At 46.9% G+C, this 21,207-nt stretch carries 20 protein-coding genes and 1 tRNA gene; 6 read left to right on the forward strand and 15 right to left on the reverse strand.

What is annotated here, in order from left to right:
• Positions 1-21 precede the first annotated feature (21 nt).
• The 3 genes from FBY58_RS00170 to FBY58_RS00180 form a co-directional block, all read right to left on the reverse strand.
• Positions 22-1,248, reverse strand: a complete 1,227-nt coding sequence (locus FBY58_RS00170; RefSeq protein WP_141918780.1) for a pitrilysin family protein — start codon at positions 1,246-1,248, stop codon at positions 22-24.
• On the reverse strand, positions 1,245-2,642 hold the full coding sequence (gene thrC, locus FBY58_RS00175; RefSeq protein ID WP_141918782.1) for a threonine synthase: 1,398 nt from the start codon (positions 2,640-2,642) through the stop codon (positions 1,245-1,247). Before thrC ends, FBY58_RS00170 begins: the two co-directional genes overlap by 4 nt.
• Before the next feature lie 204 nt (positions 2,643-2,846).
• Positions 2,847-3,305, reverse strand: coding sequence for a hypothetical protein (locus FBY58_RS00180; protein ID WP_141918783.1), 459 nt, complete (start codon positions 3,303-3,305; stop codon positions 2,847-2,849).
• A gap of 270 nt (positions 3,306-3,575) precedes the next feature.
• Between FBY58_RS00180 and FBY58_RS00185 the strand changes: the two genes are divergently transcribed.
• Positions 3,576-4,583 (forward strand): adenosine kinase, encoded by a 1,008-nt coding sequence (locus FBY58_RS00185; protein ID WP_141918785.1) that lies wholly within the window; start codon positions 3,576-3,578, stop codon positions 4,581-4,583.
• 120 nt (positions 4,584-4,703) lie between these two features.
• Here the strand turns inward: FBY58_RS00185 and secF are convergent, their stop codons facing one another.
• From secF to yajC, 3 genes are read right to left on the reverse strand one after another with little or no spacing between them, the layout of a single operon-like run.
• Positions 4,704-5,609 (reverse strand): protein translocase subunit SecF, encoded by a 906-nt coding sequence (secF, locus tag FBY58_RS00190; RefSeq protein ID WP_141918787.1) that lies wholly within the window; start codon positions 5,607-5,609, stop codon positions 4,704-4,706.
• A gap of 16 nt (positions 5,610-5,625) precedes the next feature.
• Complete coding sequence (secD, locus tag FBY58_RS00195) at positions 5,626-7,209, reverse strand: protein translocase subunit SecD (protein ID WP_141918788.1); 1,584 nt, start codon at positions 7,207-7,209, stop codon at positions 5,626-5,628.
• A gap of 6 nt (positions 7,210-7,215) precedes the next feature.
• On the reverse strand, positions 7,216-7,563 hold the full coding sequence (yajC, locus tag FBY58_RS00200; protein WP_141918790.1) for a preprotein translocase subunit YajC: 348 nt from the start codon (positions 7,561-7,563) through the stop codon (positions 7,216-7,218).
• Positions 7,564-7,804: 241 nt separating this feature from the next.
• On the opposite strand from yajC, the gene FBY58_RS00205 reads away from it, so the two are divergent.
• A tRNA-Pro gene (locus FBY58_RS00205) sits at positions 7,805-7,881 on the forward strand.
• A gap of 377 nt (positions 7,882-8,258) precedes the next feature.
• Here FBY58_RS00205 and FBY58_RS00210 read toward each other — a convergent pair.
• The 6 genes from FBY58_RS00210 to hemC form a co-directional block, all read right to left on the reverse strand.
• A complete protein-coding gene (locus FBY58_RS00210) occupies positions 8,259-9,230 on the reverse strand; it encodes a beta-ketoacyl-ACP synthase III (RefSeq protein ID WP_141918792.1) in 972 nt (323 codons plus the stop codon).
• Entirely contained in the window at positions 9,227-10,282 is a 1,056-nt protein-coding gene (gene plsX, locus FBY58_RS00215; RefSeq protein WP_141918794.1) for a phosphate acyltransferase PlsX, read from the reverse strand. Before plsX ends, FBY58_RS00210 begins: the two co-directional genes overlap by 4 nt.
• 12 nt (positions 10,283-10,294) lie before the next feature.
• Complete coding sequence (rpmF, locus tag FBY58_RS00220; protein WP_011241625.1) at positions 10,295-10,474, reverse strand: 50S ribosomal protein L32; 180 nt, start codon at positions 10,472-10,474, stop codon at positions 10,295-10,297.
• A 219-nt stretch (positions 10,475-10,693) separates the two neighbouring features.
• Entirely contained in the window at positions 10,694-11,716 is a 1,023-nt protein-coding gene (locus tag FBY58_RS00225) for a hypothetical protein (RefSeq protein WP_141918796.1), read from the reverse strand.
• Positions 11,717-11,791: 75 nt separating this feature from the next.
• Positions 11,792-12,520 (reverse strand): uroporphyrinogen-III synthase, encoded by a 729-nt coding sequence (locus tag FBY58_RS00230; RefSeq protein WP_141918798.1) that lies wholly within the window; start codon positions 12,518-12,520, stop codon positions 11,792-11,794.
• 30 nt (positions 12,521-12,550) lie between these two features.
• The gene (hemC, locus tag FBY58_RS00235) at positions 12,551-13,477 is read right to left on the reverse strand and encodes a hydroxymethylbilane synthase (protein ID WP_141918800.1); all 927 of its coding nucleotides are present in this window, start codon (positions 13,475-13,477) and stop codon (positions 12,551-12,553) included.
• On the opposite strand from hemC, the gene tsaD reads away from it, so the two are divergent.
• The gene (gene tsaD / locus FBY58_RS00240) at positions 13,476-14,567 is read left to right on the forward strand and encodes a tRNA (adenosine(37)-N6)-threonylcarbamoyltransferase complex transferase subunit TsaD (RefSeq protein WP_185738156.1); all 1,092 of its coding nucleotides are present in this window, start codon (positions 13,476-13,478) and stop codon (positions 14,565-14,567) included. The two genes, hemC and tsaD, sit on opposite strands and share 2 nt — an antisense overlap.
• Positions 14,568-15,590 (forward strand): NAD(P)H-dependent glycerol-3-phosphate dehydrogenase, encoded by a 1,023-nt coding sequence (locus FBY58_RS00245; protein WP_141918801.1) that lies wholly within the window; start codon positions 14,568-14,570, stop codon positions 15,588-15,590.
• Between the two features lie 112 nt (positions 15,591-15,702).
• On the opposite strand, the gene infC is transcribed toward FBY58_RS00245, so the two are convergent.
• The 3 genes from infC to FBY58_RS00260 all read right to left on the reverse strand — a co-directional run bounded on the left by infC (position 15,703) and on the right by FBY58_RS00260 (position 19,584).
• The gene (infC, locus tag FBY58_RS00250; protein WP_221624815.1) at positions 15,703-16,212 is read right to left on the reverse strand and encodes a translation initiation factor IF-3; all 510 of its coding nucleotides are present in this window, start codon (positions 16,210-16,212) and stop codon (positions 15,703-15,705) included.
• A gap of 141 nt (positions 16,213-16,353) precedes the next feature.
• A complete protein-coding gene (gene mutS / locus FBY58_RS00255; protein WP_141920568.1) occupies positions 16,354-18,963 on the reverse strand; it encodes a DNA mismatch repair protein MutS in 2,610 nt (869 codons plus the stop codon).
• Between the two features lie 126 nt (positions 18,964-19,089).
• Positions 19,090-19,584 (reverse strand): outer membrane protein assembly factor BamE, encoded by a 495-nt coding sequence (locus FBY58_RS00260; protein WP_141918805.1) that lies wholly within the window; start codon positions 19,582-19,584, stop codon positions 19,090-19,092.
• 215 nt (positions 19,585-19,799) lie between these two features.
• Here FBY58_RS00260 and FBY58_RS00265 point away from each other — a divergent pair, with 215 nt between their 5' ends.
• Both FBY58_RS00265 and FBY58_RS00270 read left to right on the forward strand, forming a co-directional pair.
• On the forward strand, positions 19,800-20,339 hold the full coding sequence (locus tag FBY58_RS00265) for a DUF177 domain-containing protein (RefSeq protein ID WP_141918806.1): 540 nt from the start codon (positions 19,800-19,802) through the stop codon (positions 20,337-20,339).
• A gap of 172 nt (positions 20,340-20,511) precedes the next feature.
• The gene (locus tag FBY58_RS00270; protein ID WP_141918808.1) at positions 20,512-21,174 is read left to right on the forward strand and encodes a 50S ribosomal protein L25/general stress protein Ctc; all 663 of its coding nucleotides are present in this window, start codon (positions 20,512-20,514) and stop codon (positions 21,172-21,174) included.
• The last annotated feature ends 33 nt before the right edge of the window (positions 21,175-21,207 follow it).

Consider the following 21,207-nt stretch of genomic DNA (forward strand, 5'->3'; position numbering starts at 1 on the left):
CCTGCCTTTTATTTTCGTTTTTTATGAAAGAGTAAGCCCATCGCCAACACTGGCAAGGGCTTCGCCTTGGGATATCGCCTGTTGTCCGACATGACGGATATCATCCAATGTAACAGCATCAATCCATCCGACAATTTCTGATGGGTGAACAATTCGGTTATGGATTTGGATTTGCCGTCCCAAATGATCGCAACGGGCAGCAACCCCTTCCAAATTCATCAGAAGCCCTGCCCTCGCCTGTGCTTTAGCGCGTTGCAATTCTTCTTCAGACATTGAACCGACTGAATCGACAACGATCTTACGTATCAATGCCAGAGCTTTGTCAGCGTCTTTTTTATCTGCCGCGCAATATATACCAAAAATACCGGTTTCGAGCCAAGATTGCGACCAGCTATAAACCGAATAGACTAAGCCTTCCTGTTCCCGAAGGGTCTGGAATAATCGGGAGGACATTCCCCCGCCCAAAATAGAAGCAAACAAGGCTAAAGCGTGGGAACGGATATCCTGATAGGAAAAGCCTTGATAGCCCAAAGCTATATGGGTCTGATCACTTTCACGCCGATCAATATGACATCCGCTGGTAAAATGTGCCTTTTCAACTTCGATAGATTGGCCTTTTTCCCAATCACCAAAGCGATCTTCAGCCATTTTCAGAAAAGCATCTTCATCTACTTTGCCAGCGGCAGCTAGAACGAAACCTTCCGGCTGGTAATACTGCCCTACCCATTGGCTTAAGGCATTCCGATCAATAGCATTGATGGTCTTTTCATCGCCCAAAACTGGCCGACCTAAGGCCTGATCTTTGAAAGCGACCGATTGTAAATGGTCATGGATAATATCATCAGGCGTATCATAAGATTCACCTAATTCAGATAAGACCACGCTTTTTTCCCGTTCCAGCTCGTCACTATCCAAAGTCGGATTGCGGACGAGATCGGCTACCAGCTCTAACCCCAAATCCCAATATTCGGAAAGCATTCTGGCCTGAAAAACGGTGTGGTCTCGGGCTGTCCATGCATTGAGCTGGCCGCCACAATTTTCGGCCGCCTCGGCAATCATGCGGGCGTTACGCTCACCCGCACCTTTGAAGACCATATGTTCGACCATATGAGCCAGTCCGCTATAGCGTGCCGGTTCAGAACGGGCGCCCACATTAGAATAAAGACCAACGGCCATCGTCTCGACTCCGGACATCGGTTGAAGAGCGATGGCCAGACCATTAGACAGACGGTGAAGTCTAGGACTCAAAGCTGAAATCCGGCATCGATATAAGCCTGAATTGTCTGACGTGATGCAGGCAATTCAACACAACGTTCTTCGCGGCTGTAAAGATCAGCCAGACGATGCGGTAACGGTGCATTTTTACCCGTGATACGCGCAACAGCATCAGGGAATTTAGCCGGATGCGCGGTTGCCAAGGTAACGACCGGAACATCTTTGGGAAGGGCGGTTTCACGAGCAGCAGCAAGACCGATCGCCGTATGCGGATCGATAACTTGCCCTGCTTTATCAGAAGCCCAGCGCATGGTTGCGGCCATTTCTTCTGGATCAATCCGGTTGCTGCTGAAGATCGTTGCCGCCTGCTGACGCATGGCATCCGAAATCTGGATAGCGCGGCTCTGTTCGAATTTAGCCATGGTAGCGGCCAAAGAAGCTGAATCTCGACCATGCAGATCAAAGAGCAGACGTTCGAAATTGGAACTGATCTGGATATCCATCGAAGGAGCATCGGTTGGCGTCACACTGCCAACAGAATAATCACCCGCAGATAATGCACGATAAAGAATATCGTTGATATTGGTTGCGACAATCAGTCTTTCTACAGGGAGACCCATTTTCTTTGCCGCATAGCCAGCAAAGACATCACCAAAGTTACCCGTCGGGACAGAGAAAGCGACTTTCCGGTCAGGCGCGCCCAGACGGACAGCCGCATAGAAATAATAGACAATCTGCGCCATCAGACGCGCCCAGTTAATCGAGTTGACAGCCCCTAAACGATGACGTTTTCTGAAATCACTGTCGTTGAATATCGCTTTCACAATGGCTTGCGCATCATCAAAGCTGCCATCAATGGCGACATTATGAACATTGTCATCAAGAACCGTCGTCATCTGGCGACGCTGTACTTCGGAAACACGACCATTCGGGTGCAACATAACAATCTGCACACCAGCACGTCCGGCCACAGCCGAAATAGCCGCCGATCCCGTATCACCCGAGGTTGCCCCGACGATCGTCAGATCTTGGCCTTTTTCTTCGGAAAGAAATTTTTCGAATAAATGACCAAGAAGCTGTAAAGCGACATCCTTGAAAGCCAAGGTAGGGCCATGAAACAGTTCAAGCAGAAAATTCCGTTCATCCAGCTGCACCAACGGCGTCACTGCCGCGTGGTTAAACTGGCCATAAGCGGCTTCGCACAGATTTTTTAAAGCCTGATCATCCAGCACGCCGCTGACAAATGGCCGCATAACCGCAACCGCCGTATCGACATAGGATAAGCCAGCCAAAGCGGCGATATCCTCGCGGCTGAAAGAAGGCCAGTTTTCCGGCACATAGAGACCACCGTCCGAGGCAAGCCCCGTTAAGGTAACGCCTTTAAAATCCTGCGCGGCTGCCGCGCCCCTTGTACTGATATAGCGCATGATGCCCGCTCAATTCTGAAATATAACAATATGACCTTTGCCTCAGGCAAAAGACTTGGTGCTTTTCTAACGAGGGGCGACGCTTTCGGCAATCCGTCTGACACGAAAATAGAGCGATAAAGGCCAAAAATCGCAGAAGTTACGAGTATAGAGTTTTTTTATTTCCTATCACGCTATTATCATTTTCTATCATCCGTAAATATCTTATTCGGATAATGCTTTCTGGCGCGGTTTCAGAAGAAGCCTTTTGAGACAGCTATCCTGATTGAAATCATTGCCCTGTAAATCTCTCACATCAATATGACGGACTGTCATCTCTTCATTTTTATGAGGCGGATAGAGATAGGCATCCAAAACACAAATCGAGCTTTGGAATTGCAAACGTCTGACCCAAGGCTCATCAATATCCTGATCGGGTAGACCAAAGAGATCAATAAGATTAGCCGCCGTCATCCCTTGTAATTTCGGCAGACGGGCGGGTGACGGAATCGGAGCAACGGGACGTTTAACAGGTGAAGGCGTCACAACAGGATGGGCTTTTTCTCCACCACATCCCGATAAAAACATAATGGCAGGGAAAAAACTGCCCAAAAGCAATTTTTTCAAAAAAGTTTTGTTGAACAGAATAGCGCCTGTCCACTGTCTACTGCCGGTTTGATCCATAAATAACGTGCTTCCTGATTCGAAAACCGATTCGCCTAAAGAAAATAGGCGTGTTTTATTGAGGCTCCTTATTTTCCAGAAAAGGTGGCTCTGTCTATTGGCTTTCTTTGCCAATAAGCCTGTATCCGCCTCTTTTGATCGCAGTTTACTTTTTTGCAGAAGTTAACGAAGAAGTTTTCTCGTGTTTTCTCGCTTTTATAAAGCCGTTATGGCATCTGAACTTTTAAATTCTCGCTCTGTTTCAGGCATGTTTATTCAGGAAAGGCCGCTATGCCTCATACCCGCTATGATATTGTTGCTATCGGAAACGCCATCGTCGATGTGCTAGCCGCAACCGATGATAGTTTTTTAGATGAAAAAAACATTACCAAAGGCTCTATGCAGCTGATTGATGCTGATTCTGCTGAACAGCTTTATCAGGAAATGAACGCCAGCCATGAAATCAGCGGCGGTTCAGCGGCAAATACCCTCGTAGGTGTAGCTTCTTTGGGTGGGCGCTGTGCTTTTATCGGACAGGTGGCCGATGACCAGCTCGGACAGGTTTTCCAACAGGATATCCGTGCCCAGAATATCCATTTTGATGTTCCCGTCCACGGTACGACAATTCCGACAGGTCGTTGCCTTATTCTGGTATCGCCGGATGGCGAACGCAGCATGAATACCTTCTTAGGTGTTGCCCAGACATTGCATCAAACAGCGATCAAACCGGAAATTATCGAGAATGCAGAAATTCTCTATCTTGAAGGTTACCTTTGGGATCCGGAAGTGCCGCGTTCGGCGATGAAAGAAGCCATCCAGATCGCCAGAAAAGCAGGCCGTAAGGTCGCATTAACGCTGTCTGATATCTTCTGCATTGAGCGCCATCGCGAAGATTTCAAAAAGCTGATCAATGAAGGCTTGATTGATATTCTGTTCGCTAATGAAGGTGAGTTGAAATCACTAGTTGAGCATGATGATCTTGATCAGGGTATTCACGAAGTCGCCACCAAACTTCCTTTGTTAGTTGTGACCAGAGGCCCAGAAGGCGCAATTGCGGTTCAGGATATGACGCGCACGGAAGTCTCTGCAAAGAAAATTGACAAGGTAGTAGATACCACTGGCGCTGGTGATCTTTTTGCGGCTGGCTTCCTTGCCGGTCAGGCAAGAAATCTCTCTATTGCGGCAAGTCTTGAGATGGGCGCTATCGCTGCGGCAGAAGTTATTTCTCATTACGGCGCACGGCCTGAAAATGATATTAAAGCGATGATTGAATCTGCATTGAATATTAGCCTGAATTAGGGCAGGGGAAAATTCTCTTTGTTTGTTTTCTAAAAGACAAAGAGGCAACCTGATCAAAGTAATAAAAAAGGCTCCGAAGAATTTTCGGAGCCTTTTTTGTCAGAAGACATTCTGAATTTATCAGGGTTTTGGCCGAAGATTGAGAAAAATAAGCAAAGAAGATGAGACATAAATCGATGAATATGTCCCGACAATAACCCCGAGAAGCATGGCTGCAGTAAAGCTGCGAACCGCATCTCCACCGAAGACAAGCAAGATACCCAGAACCAGAATCATAGATAGACTGGTCATAACGGTACGAGGCAAGGTTTCATTGACCGAGAGATCAATCAATGAACCGATATCCATCTTCCGGAATTTTCTTAGATTTTCACGAATACGGTCATCAATAACGATTTTATCGTTAATCGAGTAACCGGCAATCGTTAGAATAGCGGCCACAATATTAAGGTCGAATTCCATTCGGGTTAAAGCAAAAAAGCCCAGAATAACCAAAACGTCATGAGCGACAGATATAAAGGTGGAAACAGCAAATTGCCATTCAAAGCGCACCCATGTAAAAATGACGATACCCGCAATGGCGAGCAAGACCGCAATAATACCGCTGCGCAGTAATTCGCCTGAGACCTTACCAGAGACGGTATCGACCCGTTCAAAATGCACATTCGGGAATTTTTGCGTCAAAGAACCCTGAACAATTTTGACCACTTTTTGAGAGGCGGTTTCATCACCCGGTGGCAAAGGCAGCCGGATCGAAACATTATTGTTAGTGCCTATTTGCTGGAGGCTAGCCTCACCGATATTCAGATGGTTGATGTCCCGTCTTAGGGTATCGAGCTCAACCGGTTTTTCAAAATGGGCTTCAATCATCAGACCGCCGACAAAATCGACACCGAGATTGAGGCCTTTTACCCCCAAAAGGACGACAGAAGCTAATGTAAGAATGAAGGTAAGCAGAAATGCTACCCCTCGTAAGCGGACAAAACGGATATTCGTGTTATCCGGGACAATACGAAGCAAAGCCATGGTTATATGTCCCTTCCTAGATCGTCAGTTTGGCTGGACGACGTCTCAGATAGAGAGCCACCAACATACGGGTAAAGGTAACAGCGGTAAAAACCGAAGTGATGATCCCGATTAAAAGAACCACAGCAAAGCCTTTGACGGGGCCTGAACCAAAACAGATCATGATCAATGCAGAAATAGCATGGGTGACATTCGCATCGAAGATAGTCCGACTGGCTTCTTTGTAGCCCATATCCACAGAATGAAGAGGCGTCCGTCCTTTGCTTATTTCTTCACGAATACGTTCGTTAATAAGCACATTGGCATCGACCGCAGCCCCGATAGTCAGAACAAGACCAGCAATACCCGGAAGGGTTAAGGTTGCACCCAAAATTGCCATAACCGCTAGGATCAGGAATAGATTGAGAATAACCGCGCTGGAAGCATAGATTCCAAAGCGGCCATAAACACTGACCATAAAAATAACGATCGCAACAATAGCAATGCTGCAAGCCAGAGTACCTGCCCTGATTGAATCAGCACCAAGACCTGGACCGACAGTTCTTTCTTCCACCACTTTCAAGGCAACGGGCAAGCTACCCGACCGTAAAGCAATTGCCATTTGATTAGCAGAATCAACCGTGAAGCTACCTGTAATAATGGCAGAACCACCTAAAATGGGTTCATTGATCGACGGAGCAGAAAGGATGACATTATCAAGAATAATGGCAAAGCGTTTACCTGAATTTTTCTGGGTAACCTCTGCAAAACGGCGACCACCATCGGCATTAAAACTGATAGAAACAGCCGGTAGGTTATTCTGATCCATCGTCTGGTCAGCGTGAACCAAATCAACACCCGTAACAATTGCCCGTCGTTGCACAGCGACTGGCTGTCCAGATTGGGCAATCATGACTTGGGTTCCGATCGGCACTTTTCCTTGAGCAAGATCGGCCGCTTTGACACTGTCATCGACCAATTTAAATTCAAGTTTCGCTGTCTTACCAATCAAGGCTTTTAGGGCTGCTGGGTTTTGTAATCCCGGCACCTGAACCACGATACGATCATTACCCTGTCTGATAATGATAGGTTCACGCGTACCAAGAGAATCAATCCGTTTACGGACGACTTCAGTTGCTCCTTCCATCGCCTGATTGACAAAAGACTGGATGCCTTCCTTTGTCGGATGCATGACGATGCGATTGCCATCGATAACCCGAACATCCCAATCGCGCTGACCTGTCGCACCGATACCATTTGTTAAGGTTCTGACCGCTTCAACAGCACCATCAAGTTGATGGTTGTCGCGCACCATAAAGCTCAGCTGGTCATTATCGGCGGACATATCGCCAATAGTAATTGCAGGTTGTGTCCGACTGATTTGGGAGCGAACCATTTCTTCCATGGTAACGATACGTTGATGGGCAACATCTGCGGTATCGGCTTCAAGTAGAATATGGCTTCCCCCCGAAAGATCGAGGCCGAAATTAATGCGGGGCAATGCCCCTAAACCAAGTTTCTGGTCGAGGCCCGAAGGTAACAAGCTAGGGATCGCCAAAAAGACCCCCAGCATCAGCACCAAAATAATCGACCAGATTTTCCAACGCGGGAAGTCAAGCATAGCAGATTATTCAACCGTATTGGAATTAGCAGCCGTTAAAGGCTGAACACTTTGTAAAGTCGCTTTGACAACGGATATTTTAATACCCTTTGAAATTTCGATTTCGACTTCACGGTCGCTTACTTTTAAGACTTTACCAATCACGCCGCCTGCGGTGATGACGGTATCGCCTTTCTGGACAGCCTCAATAGAGCGACGCTGTTCTTTAAAGCGCTTTTGCTGCGGACGGATCAGCATCAGGTAAATAATGACGAAAACAATAAGAAAAGGCAGCATAGCAGGCAGCTGGCTGAGAATACCACTCAGGCCAGCGTTATTACCAGCTGTCTGAGCAAAGGCAGGAGTTGAAAACATCGGAGAACTATATCCTGAAAAGGGAAAGAAAAGCCTGAGTTTATAGTGTTTGATAAACCTCAGACGATTAGTTTATAATTATCACGATAAAAGCGATAGCCGCAACCGATCATTCTCTTTTATCATCGGATATCATTCGGATGTGACCGGATTATTTTAGTATACTGCGAAAAAATTTATAAAAACATGTAATCTTTACTTGCGCATATAGAATAATTCCCCTAGATTTTGCCACCTCGGTCGGGGCGTAGCGCAGCCTGGTAGCGCATCACACTGGGGGTGTGGGGGTCGCTGGTTCGAATCCAGTCGCCCCGACCAGTTAATCTAAAATAATTTTTCTTCCCAAAATTGGTATCTGACAGTGTTGTTCTTTAACGATGCCGTGTTGCATTTTATAATGCCGAGTAAAAAGCCCGTTAGCTTTCTTCCTTATCTGCTTTTACAAAGAAGCCTGTATCCAAGCACGGCAGACAATTTCAAAAATATATAATCATCGCTTCAAAGCAGAATGCCGAATATTCATATCGGCAGCCTTTTTGAAAAAGTAAAAGGTATTCCAATAGGATAAATGTTTTTGACATTTATCGCGGTAATAGACTGGGAGTTGTTTGGGCAAACAGTTGATAAAAAAACAGGCTATCCCCTTTTCAGGGTATAGCCGACCAAACAGATTCAAAATAAAACAGGGGTAATTATTAGAAGCGGATAACAGCCGCACCCCATGTAAAACCACCGCCCATAGCTTCCAAGACAACAAGGTCACCGGATTTGATACGACCATCCTGCACGGCTGCATCCAAAGCCAAAGGAACAGAAGCCGCAGCCGTATTAGCGTGATAATCTACGGTGACGACCACTTGTTCAGAAGGAATGCCTAATTTTTGAGCAGTAGCCGTCAAAATACGGGCATTCGCCTGATGAGGAACGACCCAGTCAACCTGTGAAGCGGAAAAACCAGAGGCTTCGAGAGCTTCTTCTGTGACAGAAACCAAATTGGTAACAGCGTGACGAAAGACCTCACGTCCCTTCATCAATAATTTTCCAACTGTTCCAGTTGTCGAGACACCGCCATCGCTGCACAATAAATCTTTGTAACGGCCATCAGCATGTAATTTGACTGTCTGGATACCTTTTTCGGTATCGTCTGTCTGGCGCAAGACAACGGCACCAGCCCCATCACCAAATAAAACGCAGGTGGTGCGATCTTCCCAGTTCAAAAGACGGGTAAAAGTCTCAGCACCGATGACGAGAGCAACTTTAGCGCTATTGGTTTGAAGCATGCTATCTGCAACTGACAGAGCATAAAGAAAACCAGAGCAAACCGCCTGAACATCGAAGGCAACACAGTCACCAACGCCCAAAGCAGCCTGAACACTCATGGCTGTTGCGGGTAAGGTATAATCGGGTGTCGTTGTTGCAACGATAATCAGCCCGACTTCGTCAGGTGAGACCCCTGCATTCTCAAGCGCACGACGAGCGGCTTCTGTTGCCAGCGTTCCGGTTGTTTCATCAGCGCCCGCGATATGGCGGTAATGAATACCTGTCCGCTCAACAATCCAAGCATCCGAGGTATCAATATGGTAGGTCTGCGCTAATTCGTCATTTGAAAGACGTTTTTTTGGCAAAACCGAGCCAGTTCCGATGATTGCTGACCGCCGCATAGTCATGCCTGCAATTCCTTATTGCTCGCCTTAGAAAAAAACATATCCAGATCAGCGGCGATACAATTGACCAGATTGGAACGGACAAGTTTGGCTGTTAAATGAACAGCTTGCGCTACGCCGGATACGTTAGCATTCCCGTGACTTTTAACAACAATACCATTGAGGCCAAGAAAAATTGCCCCGTTATGGTTATTAGGATCAAGATAAACCCTGAATAACCGAAAAGCTGGTTTTGCAAGCAAAAAGCCCAGTTTGGAGCGTAACGAACTTGAGAAAGCACGCCGAAGAAGATTGGTGATAAAGCGCGCCGTACCCTCGATCGTTTTCAAGGCAATATTGCCAGAAAAACCATCGGTTACAATAACGTCAGCATCGCCCTGCCCAATCCTGTCCGATTCAATAAAGCCGGTATATTGGAAAGCGGTTTGCTCTGTCTGACGTAAGAGGGCAGCGGCAGCCCTTAAATCTTCGGTACCTTTCATTTCTTCGGTACCGATATTGAGTAAGGATAAGCGCGGACGCGGGATGCCCATAGCTGACTGTGCATAGACAGCCCCCATTACCGCAAATTGCACCAAATTACGCATGCCACATTCGGTGTTAGCACCGAGATCCAGCATCACGACTCCGTTTTTGCCCAATGTTGGCAAAATACTTGTCAAAGCCGGTCGTTCAATGCCCTGCATCATCCGCAAGTAGAATTTTGCAATAGCCATTAGCGCACCCGTATTTCCTGCGGAAAGGGCAGCATCTGCTTCGCCCGATTTCACAGCAGAAATAGCCATACCCATAGAACTATTACGGGCGCGGCGCAGGGCAAGAGACGGCTTTTCCTCACCGGAGATTACATCCGGTGCAGGACATATTGTACAGGCCGGTGCAAGCTCAGGAAACAAATCCATCTGCGCACGCACAAGCGCTTCGTCACCATATACGCGGAAACGCAAATCCGGATCAGTCGATAGCGCAAGTGCCAAAGCTGCAATGACAACTCTCGGACCACCGTCCCCGCCCATGGCATCGACAGCGATCAGAGCTTGATCCTTACTCATCATTAATTAGACGGATCAGGCTTCTACAGCGATGATCTCGCGCCCATTATAGTGACCACAAGCTGGGCACATATGATGCGGACGCTTTAATTCGCCGCAGTTTGGGCATTCCTGATAAGCTTCTACCGTCAAAGCATGGTGACTACGACGCATATTCCGCCGTGAAGGGGTAGTTTTTCTCTTAGGAACAGCCATGTCGGAACCTTAAAATTATTTAAAATGAAGCGATAAAAAATTTAGCGACGATATGAGGCTTATGTCATAAACCAGCAAAGGAATAAGTATAATTCGCTGATTTATGCAGCCAGAATCGTCGCGCATCAAAGCGCGTATAACGAATTTCGCCTGAGTTACAAGCCCCAAGCGACAATTTGCTTGAAATACGCCCCAAGATTGGCGCTAAACCAACTATATTTATCCCTGATGATTATCGGATGTCCTTGCAGGGTGTTTTTCACCCTCGCCAAGCGAATCAACATTTTTATCAGGAGCAGGACTATCGACACCAGGGTGATCGGGCGAGAGAAGAGCCGAAGTTTCGAGAATATCCAGTGCATTTCTTGCTAACGCATACCGCTTTGCAGCGACTAACCAATTTTGGGCATAGCGAGCCCCCGGCAATTTTGTAATATCAGCAATGGCACCATCAACATTACCATTATTCAAAAAGCGGATAGCTTCTTCTAGCTGTTCAGAAGGCATTGTCGAGATTTCACCCCGACGGTGAATGACAAACAGATTAGAAAAGAATTGACGGAAATAGCTCAACCAACCTTGCTGTTTATCAGGCTTAAGCAAATCCGTTTTCAATGTAGCGAGACCAGCGACCAATTGTTCTAGCGTAACCGGTTGGCGTGAGGCATTTAAAATAACCGAAACAGCCTGCTGCTGACTATTCCCAAATCGGGATTGGAGCAGACCTTCAAGATAGCCCAATGGTTGTCCACGGTTAAGCGCCCGTCTAGCGGCAAAAGCGACCAGCAAACTTTCAGCCCGCCCAGCGTCACCAATGGCCGCTTTGGCATCTTTACTGACATCATCGATCCGGTTCTCGAGGCGATCAACTCGACCATTCAAGGCATCAATAGAAGCTGTCAGATTAGGCGCTGGAGCTTCAGTTTGAGGAAGGGGCAAGCTACCATTTTGATTTTGGTTATTTCCGGACAGGGGAAGCTGTGGTGGTAGTTGCGCTACTTTTTCAGAGGCTTGTTGGTTATTTGAAGCAGGCGCGGGTGCAATCAGCATTTGGGCAGGCTGCCAGTGGGACAGTAAATAGACAGTAACCCCGACTCCACCAAGAAAGGCTGCACAGGAGAAAAACAGTTTTGACTGCCATGGCCGTTTTTTAGAAGACTGGGAGGCATTCATTAAAGGATCATTCGAAGCGTTCGGTTCTTTATTTCCGGCATAATTATGAATACCGTTGTTATCTGTCATGCGTCTGTCCCTGAATATTTGCCTCTGATTCCATTAAGAATCCGCCTTTACTTAATCGATCATGCTATCTGAACTTTATTTCAAGCTAGCTGCAGCCTTCAACAAATACATGTCATCAGGATGTTCAGCTATTGCCACTGCTCGCCAATCTTTTCCAACCTGCTCTGCTACTGTTGGGCTAATAACAGCAATCTGAACTTCATCTGGATTGATATCCGTTTTTGCGAGCAAAAGACGAAATTGCTGTGCAAAACGAGAGGAGTGTAACAAGACTATGGCATTTTCTACTAATGCCTGACAGGCTTCTGTGGGTAAACAGGCAATATTTTGCATTCTATAAAGAATTTTTATCAAAAATTGTCGATTTTCTTCTCTAGAATTTTTTTCAGCGGTGTAATCTTTATATATTTCACCACAAAGTCTTAATATCCGCATGCGTTTATCACGTTTAAGATACTGAAGCACGGATTCGCCATTTCCTTCAGCGGTTATAATAGACTGGAATCCGGCGAGACCCGCCGCCTTAGCCGTTGCTTTACCCACCGCGTAGAGAGGATAGTCTTTTATCTTATCCAGTTCTGTGCCGCCGTGATAAATAGCCTGCGCACTTGTGACCATAACAGCATCAAACAATAGATTTTTCTCTATCGCCCAAGGGACGGAAACAGCCTTTGCAAGAGGTGTTGTTGCGACGAGCCATCCTTCTTTTTGAGCCAGCTCGGTTGTAGTTGTTGCCCCCGGTTCCGGTCGCAAAACTAATAAGCGTCTTGGACAATGATTGTTTAGCAGCACGCTACTCGGCATACAGAACTCTTTTTGAAAAAAAGACTCCAATCAACGGACAGAAGAAGTTTCAATCTGAAAAAGGTTACGTAATTCTGGTGCGGCCTGATTCAATAGCAGACTGCCGATTTCAAAAGCATCTGAAGGCTGGCTGATATTTTTATCAATAGAAGTCGAAGATTGACCATCTTCTGTATAAAGGCACGCGCGAAGACGAATACCGTTTTCTGTGATTTGGGCATAAGCGGCGATCGGAGAATGACAATCCGCATTGAGGCGCATCAACAGTTGTCTTTCAGACTGAACCGCCAGATGGGTCGGACGATGGTCAATCGCGGACAGTTTTTTCCAAGCCAAAGAATTAGCCAATGCCTCTATACCAATCGCCCCCTGCCCTGCGGCTGGTAACATATGGTCTAGCGGCACATCAGACCCAAGCGTTTTACGACCGAGTCGGATAAGACCGGCTGCGGCAAGAAGGGTCGCATCGAATTGCTTACTCGCCAATTTTTCAAGACGAGTATCAATATTCCCTCGCAAAAGCTGTATTTCAATATCAGGTCTGACACGCCTTATTTGAGCGGCACGCCGAGGAGAAGCTGTCCCTACACATCCTGAAATAGGAAGAGACTCCAAAGAAATTGCGCCTATCAAGCGGTCATGCACGTCTTCTCTTGGGAGCATTGCCGCAATAGAAATATGAGGTGGACGAAAGGTTTCGACGTCCTTCATAGAATGTACCGCCGCATCAATTTCGCCCGCAGTCAGGGCAATATCGAGCTCTTTTGTCCAAAGCGCTTTGCCTCCGATATCGGCCAAGGCCTGATGACGGTTTTTATCACCTGATGTGCGGATAGGCACAATCACAACGGTATCCTCTGGCCAGCCATGGGTAGCACATAAAGTGGCTGCTACCGAACGTGCCTGAATAAGGGCTAAAGGAGAACCACGAGATCCGAGACGAAAAGGAAGTTGCATGATAGTTGCTCTACCGTCCCTTATGGTGGCAGAAAAGCCCCCTATGGCATTAGTTTTAGGTCTTGAGTCGAGTTGCGACGAAACAGCGGTCGCATTGGTTGATAATGATGGTAATATTATTGCCCATCATTTGGCAACACAAGAAATTTTACATCGCCCATACGGTGGCGTTGTTCCAGAAATTGCGGCAAGGGCGCATGTTGAGCGTTTAGAGCCGTTAATCAGAAAGGTTTTGGACGAATCAGGAAAAAATCTGTCAGATGTGGATGCCATTGCGGCAACAGCCGGTCCCGGGCTGATTGGCGGCGTTATGGTTGGATTAGTCACTGGCAAGGCATTATCCCTTGCTTGCAATAAACCATTAATTGCAATCAATCATCTTGAAGGCCATGCGTTAACGCCTCGCTTGGCTGATCAATCGTTATCTTTCCCATATTTATTATTGCTTATCTCTGGCGGCCATTGTCAAATTTTGTTGGTTAAAAATGTTGGCGAATACCGCCGTTTAGCGACCACCATTGACGATGCCGGAGGAGAGGCTTTTGACAAAACTGCCAAAATTTTAGGCTTGGGATTTCCAGGAGGACCTGCGGTTGAGCAGGAAGCTTTAAAGGGTGATCCCACGGCAGTACCTCTTCCGAGACCACTCGTAAGAAGCAAGGAACCACATTTTTCATTTGCAGGTTTAAAGACCGCTGTTTTGAGAGCGCATCAATCTGGGCTTTATAAAAGAGAAGATATTGCGGCATCTTTCCAGCAGGCGGTTATTGATTGCTTGGTCAATCGCAGCGAAAAAGCACTCAGAAAAATCGAAAGCGAAAATACTGCTATAAATGCTTTTGTTATTGCTGGAGGAATGGCGGCTAATCAGGCTATTCGCCCTGCTCTTACAGCTTTAGCAGAGGCGCATAATTTACCCTTCGTTACTCCAGCACCTTGGCTATGCACGGATAATGGCGCTATGATTGCATGGGCTGGAATTGAACGGTTCCGCCTCGGAATGATTGATACGCTTGATAGTCCAGCAAGGGCTAGATGGCCGTTAGATCCTCATGCTGAAAAAGCACGTGGTGCCGGAGTAAAAGCGTAAATGTCTGTTATAACAGAAAAAAATCCGACAGATGATTTTCATCATATAGGCGTGTTGGGCGCTGGTGCTTGGGGGACGGCCTTGGCAGCAGTCGCCAGTTATAACGGTGCGGTCACTTTATGGGGTCGCAAGAAAGAAGTCATTGACGCCATTAACAGCGCGCATATCAATCCTGATTATTTACCAGATATTGTCCTGCCATCGTCGATTCATGCGACAGATAATCTTGATGATCTAGCCACCGCGGCGGCTCTGTTAGTCGCTATCCCCGCCCAAAGAATGCGGTCGGTTTTAAAACGGCTTCCTGATGACAGCCGACCATTGATTTTATGCGCCAAAGGAATCGAAGCGGAGTCGGGATTACTCATGTCCCAATTGGCAGCCGAGATTTTTCCCAATCGTCCAATCTCTGTTTTATCAGGTCCGACTTTTGCGAGTGAAGTGGCGCAGCATTTGCCAACAGCCGTAACTTTGGCAGCGAAGGAACATTCAATACGAAGTGCCTTGATGCGCCGTTTGGCGATTCCGACATTCCGTCCTTATGCTTCATCAGATGTTATTGGTGCCGATGTTGGTGGTGCCGTCAAAAATGTGCTGGCAATTGCTTGTGGTGTTGTTGCGGGTGCTCGACTGGGACATAATGCCCGTGCTGCCGTTATCAGTCGCGGCTTTGCTGAAATGAATCGCTTTGGTATTGCTTTAGGCGCCAAGGAAGAAACCTTAACGGGACTATCTGGTTTGGGTGATTTAGTGCTGACCTGCTCATCTGAATTATCCCGCAATTTTACCTTCGGGAAAAAATTGGGTGAAGGGTATAGTTACGAGGAACAGCAGAAAACAAAAGCGGTCACGACAGAAGGAGTCTTTACGGCGCCCGTTTTACAGAGAGTCGCAGTAGCATTGAAAGTAGAGATGCCACTGGTTTCAGCCATATGCGATTTGATTGACGGTGAATCTGTTAACTCAGTTTTAGGAAAACTGTTATCTCGCCCATTAAAGGGGGAATACCGACTATCTGAATAGTGTCGTATTATGCCTTCATATCAGCATAATCAGGATAGGCGTTTTTAAAAATAAGATTCGGTAGATGAGTAGCGCGTGACGCGGCATTATGCCGCGTCATCGCTGGATGGTATTACTTCGGAGCCACAACCATCAACATCTGACGTCCTTCCATGCGAGGATGTTGCTCTACCTTTGCAACTTCCTGAGTATCAGCCTGAACACGCTGCATTACCTGCATACCAAGCTGACCATGCGCCATTTCACGACCACGGAAACGTAAAGTAACCTTGACCTTGTCACCTTCTTCGAGAAATTGGATAACCTTTTTCATCTTGGTGTCGTAGTCATGCTGGTCGATATTTGGACGCAGCTTGATTTCTTTAATTTCCTGTGTTTTCTGGGTCTTTCTGGCAAGATTGGCCTTTTTCTGGGCTTCATACTTGTATTTGCCAACATCCAGAAATTTGGCAACAGGCGGATCAGCATTCGGAGAAACTTCGACCAAATCAAGGCCTACTTCCTGCGCTTGCTCCATCGCCTGACGCGTGTACATGACGCCAATATTTTCACCAGTTTCATCAATGACACGGACACGGGGACTTTGTATGAACTCATTATAGCGTGGGCCACTCATCGGCATAGCTGCCTGGCCATGAGGGCGCCTCATCATCGGCGGACGTATAGCGGATTCTCCTGTTATTATTATGACGCTTTAAGCTTCAAACTCCTCTCACTTATTCCAAAAAATTATCAAGAAAAAGCCAGAGAATATATTTTTCTTTTACATCACCTTATCCTTCGCTGCCAGTTCTTTCAGCCGATAGATAACATCCAACGCCTGGCGAGGGGTAAGCGCATCAGCGTCCAGTTCTAAAACAGCGTCGTAAAGAGGATCTTTTTCGGGCAAAGCCGGTTGATAGGCCTGCATTCCGAAAAGAGGCAGATCAGCGAAACTAGCGGAGAAATCGCCGGTTTTATCGGTGGAATTTTCTAGTTGAGCCAACACTTCGCTTGCCCGTTTCAAGACAACAGGTGGCAGTCCAGCTAAGCGAGCGACTTCGATACCATAGCTTCTATCTGCGGGACCTTCAGCCATCTGATGAAGCAAGACCAGATCGCCTTGCCATTCCTTGGCGCGAACATGGTGAAGGGATAAAGCAGGAAGCCGATCAGACAATTGAGTCAATTCATGATAGTGAGTCGCGAATAGACAGCGAGACATATTGATATCATGCACAGCTTCGACCACCGCCCAAGCAATGGCGAGCCCATCATAAGTCGAAGTACCACGACCAACTTCATCAAGAATAACAAAACTGCGTTTAGTTGCTTGTGATAAGATGGCGGCCGTTTCGACCATTTCAACCATGAAGGTCGATCGACCACGTGCCAGATTATCAGAGGCGCCGACACGACTAAATAAACGATCAACAAGACCGATGCGGGCTTTTTCAGCGGGAACAAAACTTCCGGCCTGTGCCAAGACAGCTAATAAAGCATTTTGTCGTAGAAAGGTTGATTTACCGCCCATATTAGGACCGGTTACCAACCACAAACGATTTTCGGGATTTAAGTTAGTATCATTGGCAACAAAGCGTTCACCGGTTTTTGCCAAAGCTGTTTCGACGACAGGATGTCGTCCTTGAACGATATCAAAACTACAGGAATCGTCAACATCTGGTCTTATCCAGTTTTTCTGGACAGCACAATCTGCCAATCCGGCAGCGACATCAAGGCGAGCCAAAGCATCCGCACAAGCCGCGATGATATCACGCTGTTCCAAGGCAGATTGGATCAGAAATTCTAGATGCTTGCTTTCGGTTGCGATCGCCTGAACACCGGCCTGTGTTGCTCTGATAGCTTGCTCGTGCAGCTCTGTTGCATTGAAACGAACAACACCCGCTAATGTCTGGCGATGAGTGAATCCTGAATCTGATTGCATCAAGGCATCGGCATGACGCGAAGGCACTTCGATATGATAGCCTAAAACATTGTTATGCCGAATTTTTAAGGCATTGATTCCCGTTTTTTCACGATAAGCCGCTTCCAATGCTGCGATAGCGCGGCGACTTTCCCCACCCATTTCTCGCAATTCATCTAAAGCGTGGTCATACCCTTTGGCGATAAAGCCACCTTGTGAGGCATCAATTGACGGTTGCTCGATAAGCGCCCGTTCTAAAAGATCAACGAGATTGCCGTGCCCGCGAAAGCTGGGAAGGATTTGATCTAATAATTCTGGACGACTTTCGAGGGTAATCAGTTTTTCGTAAAGTTTGAAGGCTTGCTTTAAGCCATCGCGTAACAAGCTTAAATCACGGGGTGTTCCTCGACTTGCGACTAACCGCCCGAGCACTCTTGCAAGATCAGGAGATCCCTTTAAATCATCGCGGACGTCATCCCGAAAAAGCGTATCGTTGAAAAAAAATTCAACCAAGTCTAACCGTTGATGGATCAAACCAATATCCATCAAAGGCGCACTGATATCTGCGGTAAGAAGACGCGCGCCGGCACCAGTAACCATATGATCAACAGAAGCCGACAAGCTACCATCGCGGCGGCCTTCTGTGGATAAGGTTAATTCAAGACTGGCACGGGTCGCTGCATCTATCAGCATATGATCCGCATAAGCACGCCGGACAGGTTGCTGTAAAAATGGTAATTTGCCCTGCCCTGCGCGATCAAGCCATGCCAACAAACCATCAGCAGCAGCGAGTTCTGCACGAGAAAAAACGCCAAAACCATCAAGGGTAGAAACCTTGAAGATATCCTTCAGTCTCGCCTCACCATGACGGCTATTAAAATGATCGTTGCCTAGTGCGACAGATTGCGGAATGCGATTTTCATAGTTTTTTTGCTGAAGCAGAGATTCAGGTGCAATAATTTCGGCAGCAGATAAACGTGCTAATTCAGAATCGAGGCGGCCTTCCGAAAGGGCTATGGTTTCGAAACGCCCCGTCGAGATATCAGCAGCAGCTAGGCCAAAATCATCACCGGCTTGAGCAATCGCGACTAGCCAGTTCGCAGCGCGAGAATCTAACAAAGCTTCTTCTGTAAGCGTGCCGGCTGTAACAACTCGAATAATAGCTCTTTTGACTAGGGTTTTGGCACCGCCGCGCTTTTTGGCTTCGGCAGGTGTTTCTACCTGCTCAGCGATCGCGACCCGACAACCTGCCCGTATCAGACGAGCTAAATAAGATTCGGCGGCATGAATAGGAACGCCACACATCGGAATAGATTCTTCAATATGAGTTCCGCGACTGGTAAGGGCTATATCAAGAATAGCTGATGCTTTTTTTGCATCATCAAAAAATAGCTCGAAAAAGTCGCCCATACGATAAAAAAGCAGGCAGTCTTCTGCCTGCGCTTTTAACTCGTAATACTGTTCCATCATCGGCGTCACACCGCGCGTTTTTGATGCAGAAACACGCTTGGTGGCTTTGGTCTTTTTGACAGTCACGATTACCAGATCAAATTAAGAAAATTATAGATATAGAAAAGCCGGAAAGAATTCTGACCTCTAAGGCGTAGTACCACCAGGTCCAGCCCCAACAGGAGTCATACCAGCCATACCGCCAACTGCCGCAACGTTATTAAACAGTTCAGCAAAGAAGCCACGATGCATACTTAGTGTAGCGGTTTGATCTCTGATCGGACGGATATGGGAAACATGTTCAAGCCCCATCGTTTCGACACGGGCAACATTGCCTCTGGGATCGAAATAGATAGCCAAAACATTTTGCTTGTAGGCTTTGGGCAGAGAGAAAACGAGCTGTTTTGTATCGGTGCTAATATAATACCAAACGTTAGGATCGAATTCGCCCTCAAACGTGGGGCGGCCTAAAGTCTTTTCAACGGATTGCCGATTATCCACACTGGGAGAAACAGACTGAACCATGGCTTTATCGACCATGTAACCCCTATGGTCACGTATTCTTGTGCACCCGACAGACAAGCCGGCCAGCATAAGAAGAATGCCTGCTTTGCCTTTTTTTCCCAACCGGTTAATGGTCATATTGAGATATGTACTCCGTATGCCTTTGTCTGGAACAAAGGCTATCCGCAAAATGTATGAAAAATTCAACTGCTCCCCTTAATGGGGTGATATATTGAACTATATTACAGACAACAGCCACATTCTGTCTGATTAGAGTGTTTTTTCGATTTGGACAAACCGAAAAAAAGTTTAATTCAACAGATCCTTCATTCCTTTTTTTCGGGAGAGACCCGATGGATACATCCGTATCTCCAGAATTTTCACGTATTTTTAGCTTAAATCATATTAGCGAGCAAGCGCAGCATACTAGCTTGCAAGCAAATGACATAGAAAAGTTGGCACTCGCCAAACGATTTTCTCTGAAAGCGATAGATTCGCTAGAAGCCGATCTCGATTTCTATCGTGAAGGGACAACCGTTATTGCCCATGGACAAATTCGGGCATCGGTCATCCAGAACTGTTCTGCGACTGGCCTGCCTCTGCCTATTACGGTTGACGAGGATTTTTCCTTGCATTTCAAACCAGAAGGAAACGACCAGACGACAGAAGAAGAAATTGAGTTATCGCCAGACGACTGCGATACACTCTTTTATAATAATAACCGGATTGATTTTGGCGAAGCAATTGCAGAAACCTTGCTTCTTGTTTTACCGGCTTTTCCCCGTCATCCTGATGCAGATCAAATTTTAAAGCAGGCTGGGGTTATTCCAGAAGAAAAAGCATCACCTTTTTCTATCTTGAAAAAGCTACAAGAAAAAACGGCAAACAAGTAAAGTCGCATCAAGGCAAAAAAACCTTAAAAATCGAGATAATGATGCATAAAACAGCCGTTTTCTTTGGATAGCGACTTGCCCGAAAGAGTGTCGTCCTTTATGAGCTGCTTCCTGTAGGCCGATCATCCCTGGAGGCGGCTTACCTTTTTTAATTTAAATTTTGGAGACTGACATGAGCGAAGCGCTCAACCTGTTGGCTGAAAAGCGCGACCGGGCTGGTAAGGGAGCCTCCCGCGCTATCCGTCGCGAAGGCCTTGTTCCTGCTGTTATTTATGGCGACAAGACGCCTGCCTTGGCTATTACCGTTGATCATATTGCCCTGTTTAAAATGTTAAACACCGGCCATTTCATGAACTCCATCGTCACTGTCACGGTTGATGGTAAGAAACTGCCGACCATCCCGAAAGATGTCCAGTTTCATCCGGTGACCGATCGGGTTTTACATGTAGATTTCCTTCGCGTCAGCGCAAACAGCCTGATCGAAGTTGCTATCCCAGTTTCCTATGTTGACGAAGAAAAATCTCCTGGCATGAAGCTGGGTGGTGTTCTCAACATTATTCATCACGAATTGAAACTGAAGGTCAAAGCAACCGCGATTCCGGAAGAAATCGTTGTTTCTGTTGCTGGCCTTGAAGTCGGCGATTCTATCCATCTGAATCAGATCAAGCTGCCGGAAGGCGCTGAACTGGCTCATGGTGAACATGAATCAACTGCTGCTACTGTTATTGCCCCATCAGGCATGAAGAGCACGGCAGATGAAGAAGCTGATGCAGCCCTTGCGGCAGCCGCTTCTGCAGCTTCTGCTGAAAAGAAAGAAGCTGAAAAGTCTGAATAAGAGTGCTCCGCCTGCCGAAAGGCAGGCGGGCCT

The sequence above is a fragment of the Zymomonas mobilis genome (assembly GCF_006715975.1).
Lineage (GTDB): Bacteria > Pseudomonadota > Alphaproteobacteria > Sphingomonadales > Sphingomonadaceae > Zymomonas > Zymomonas mobilis_B.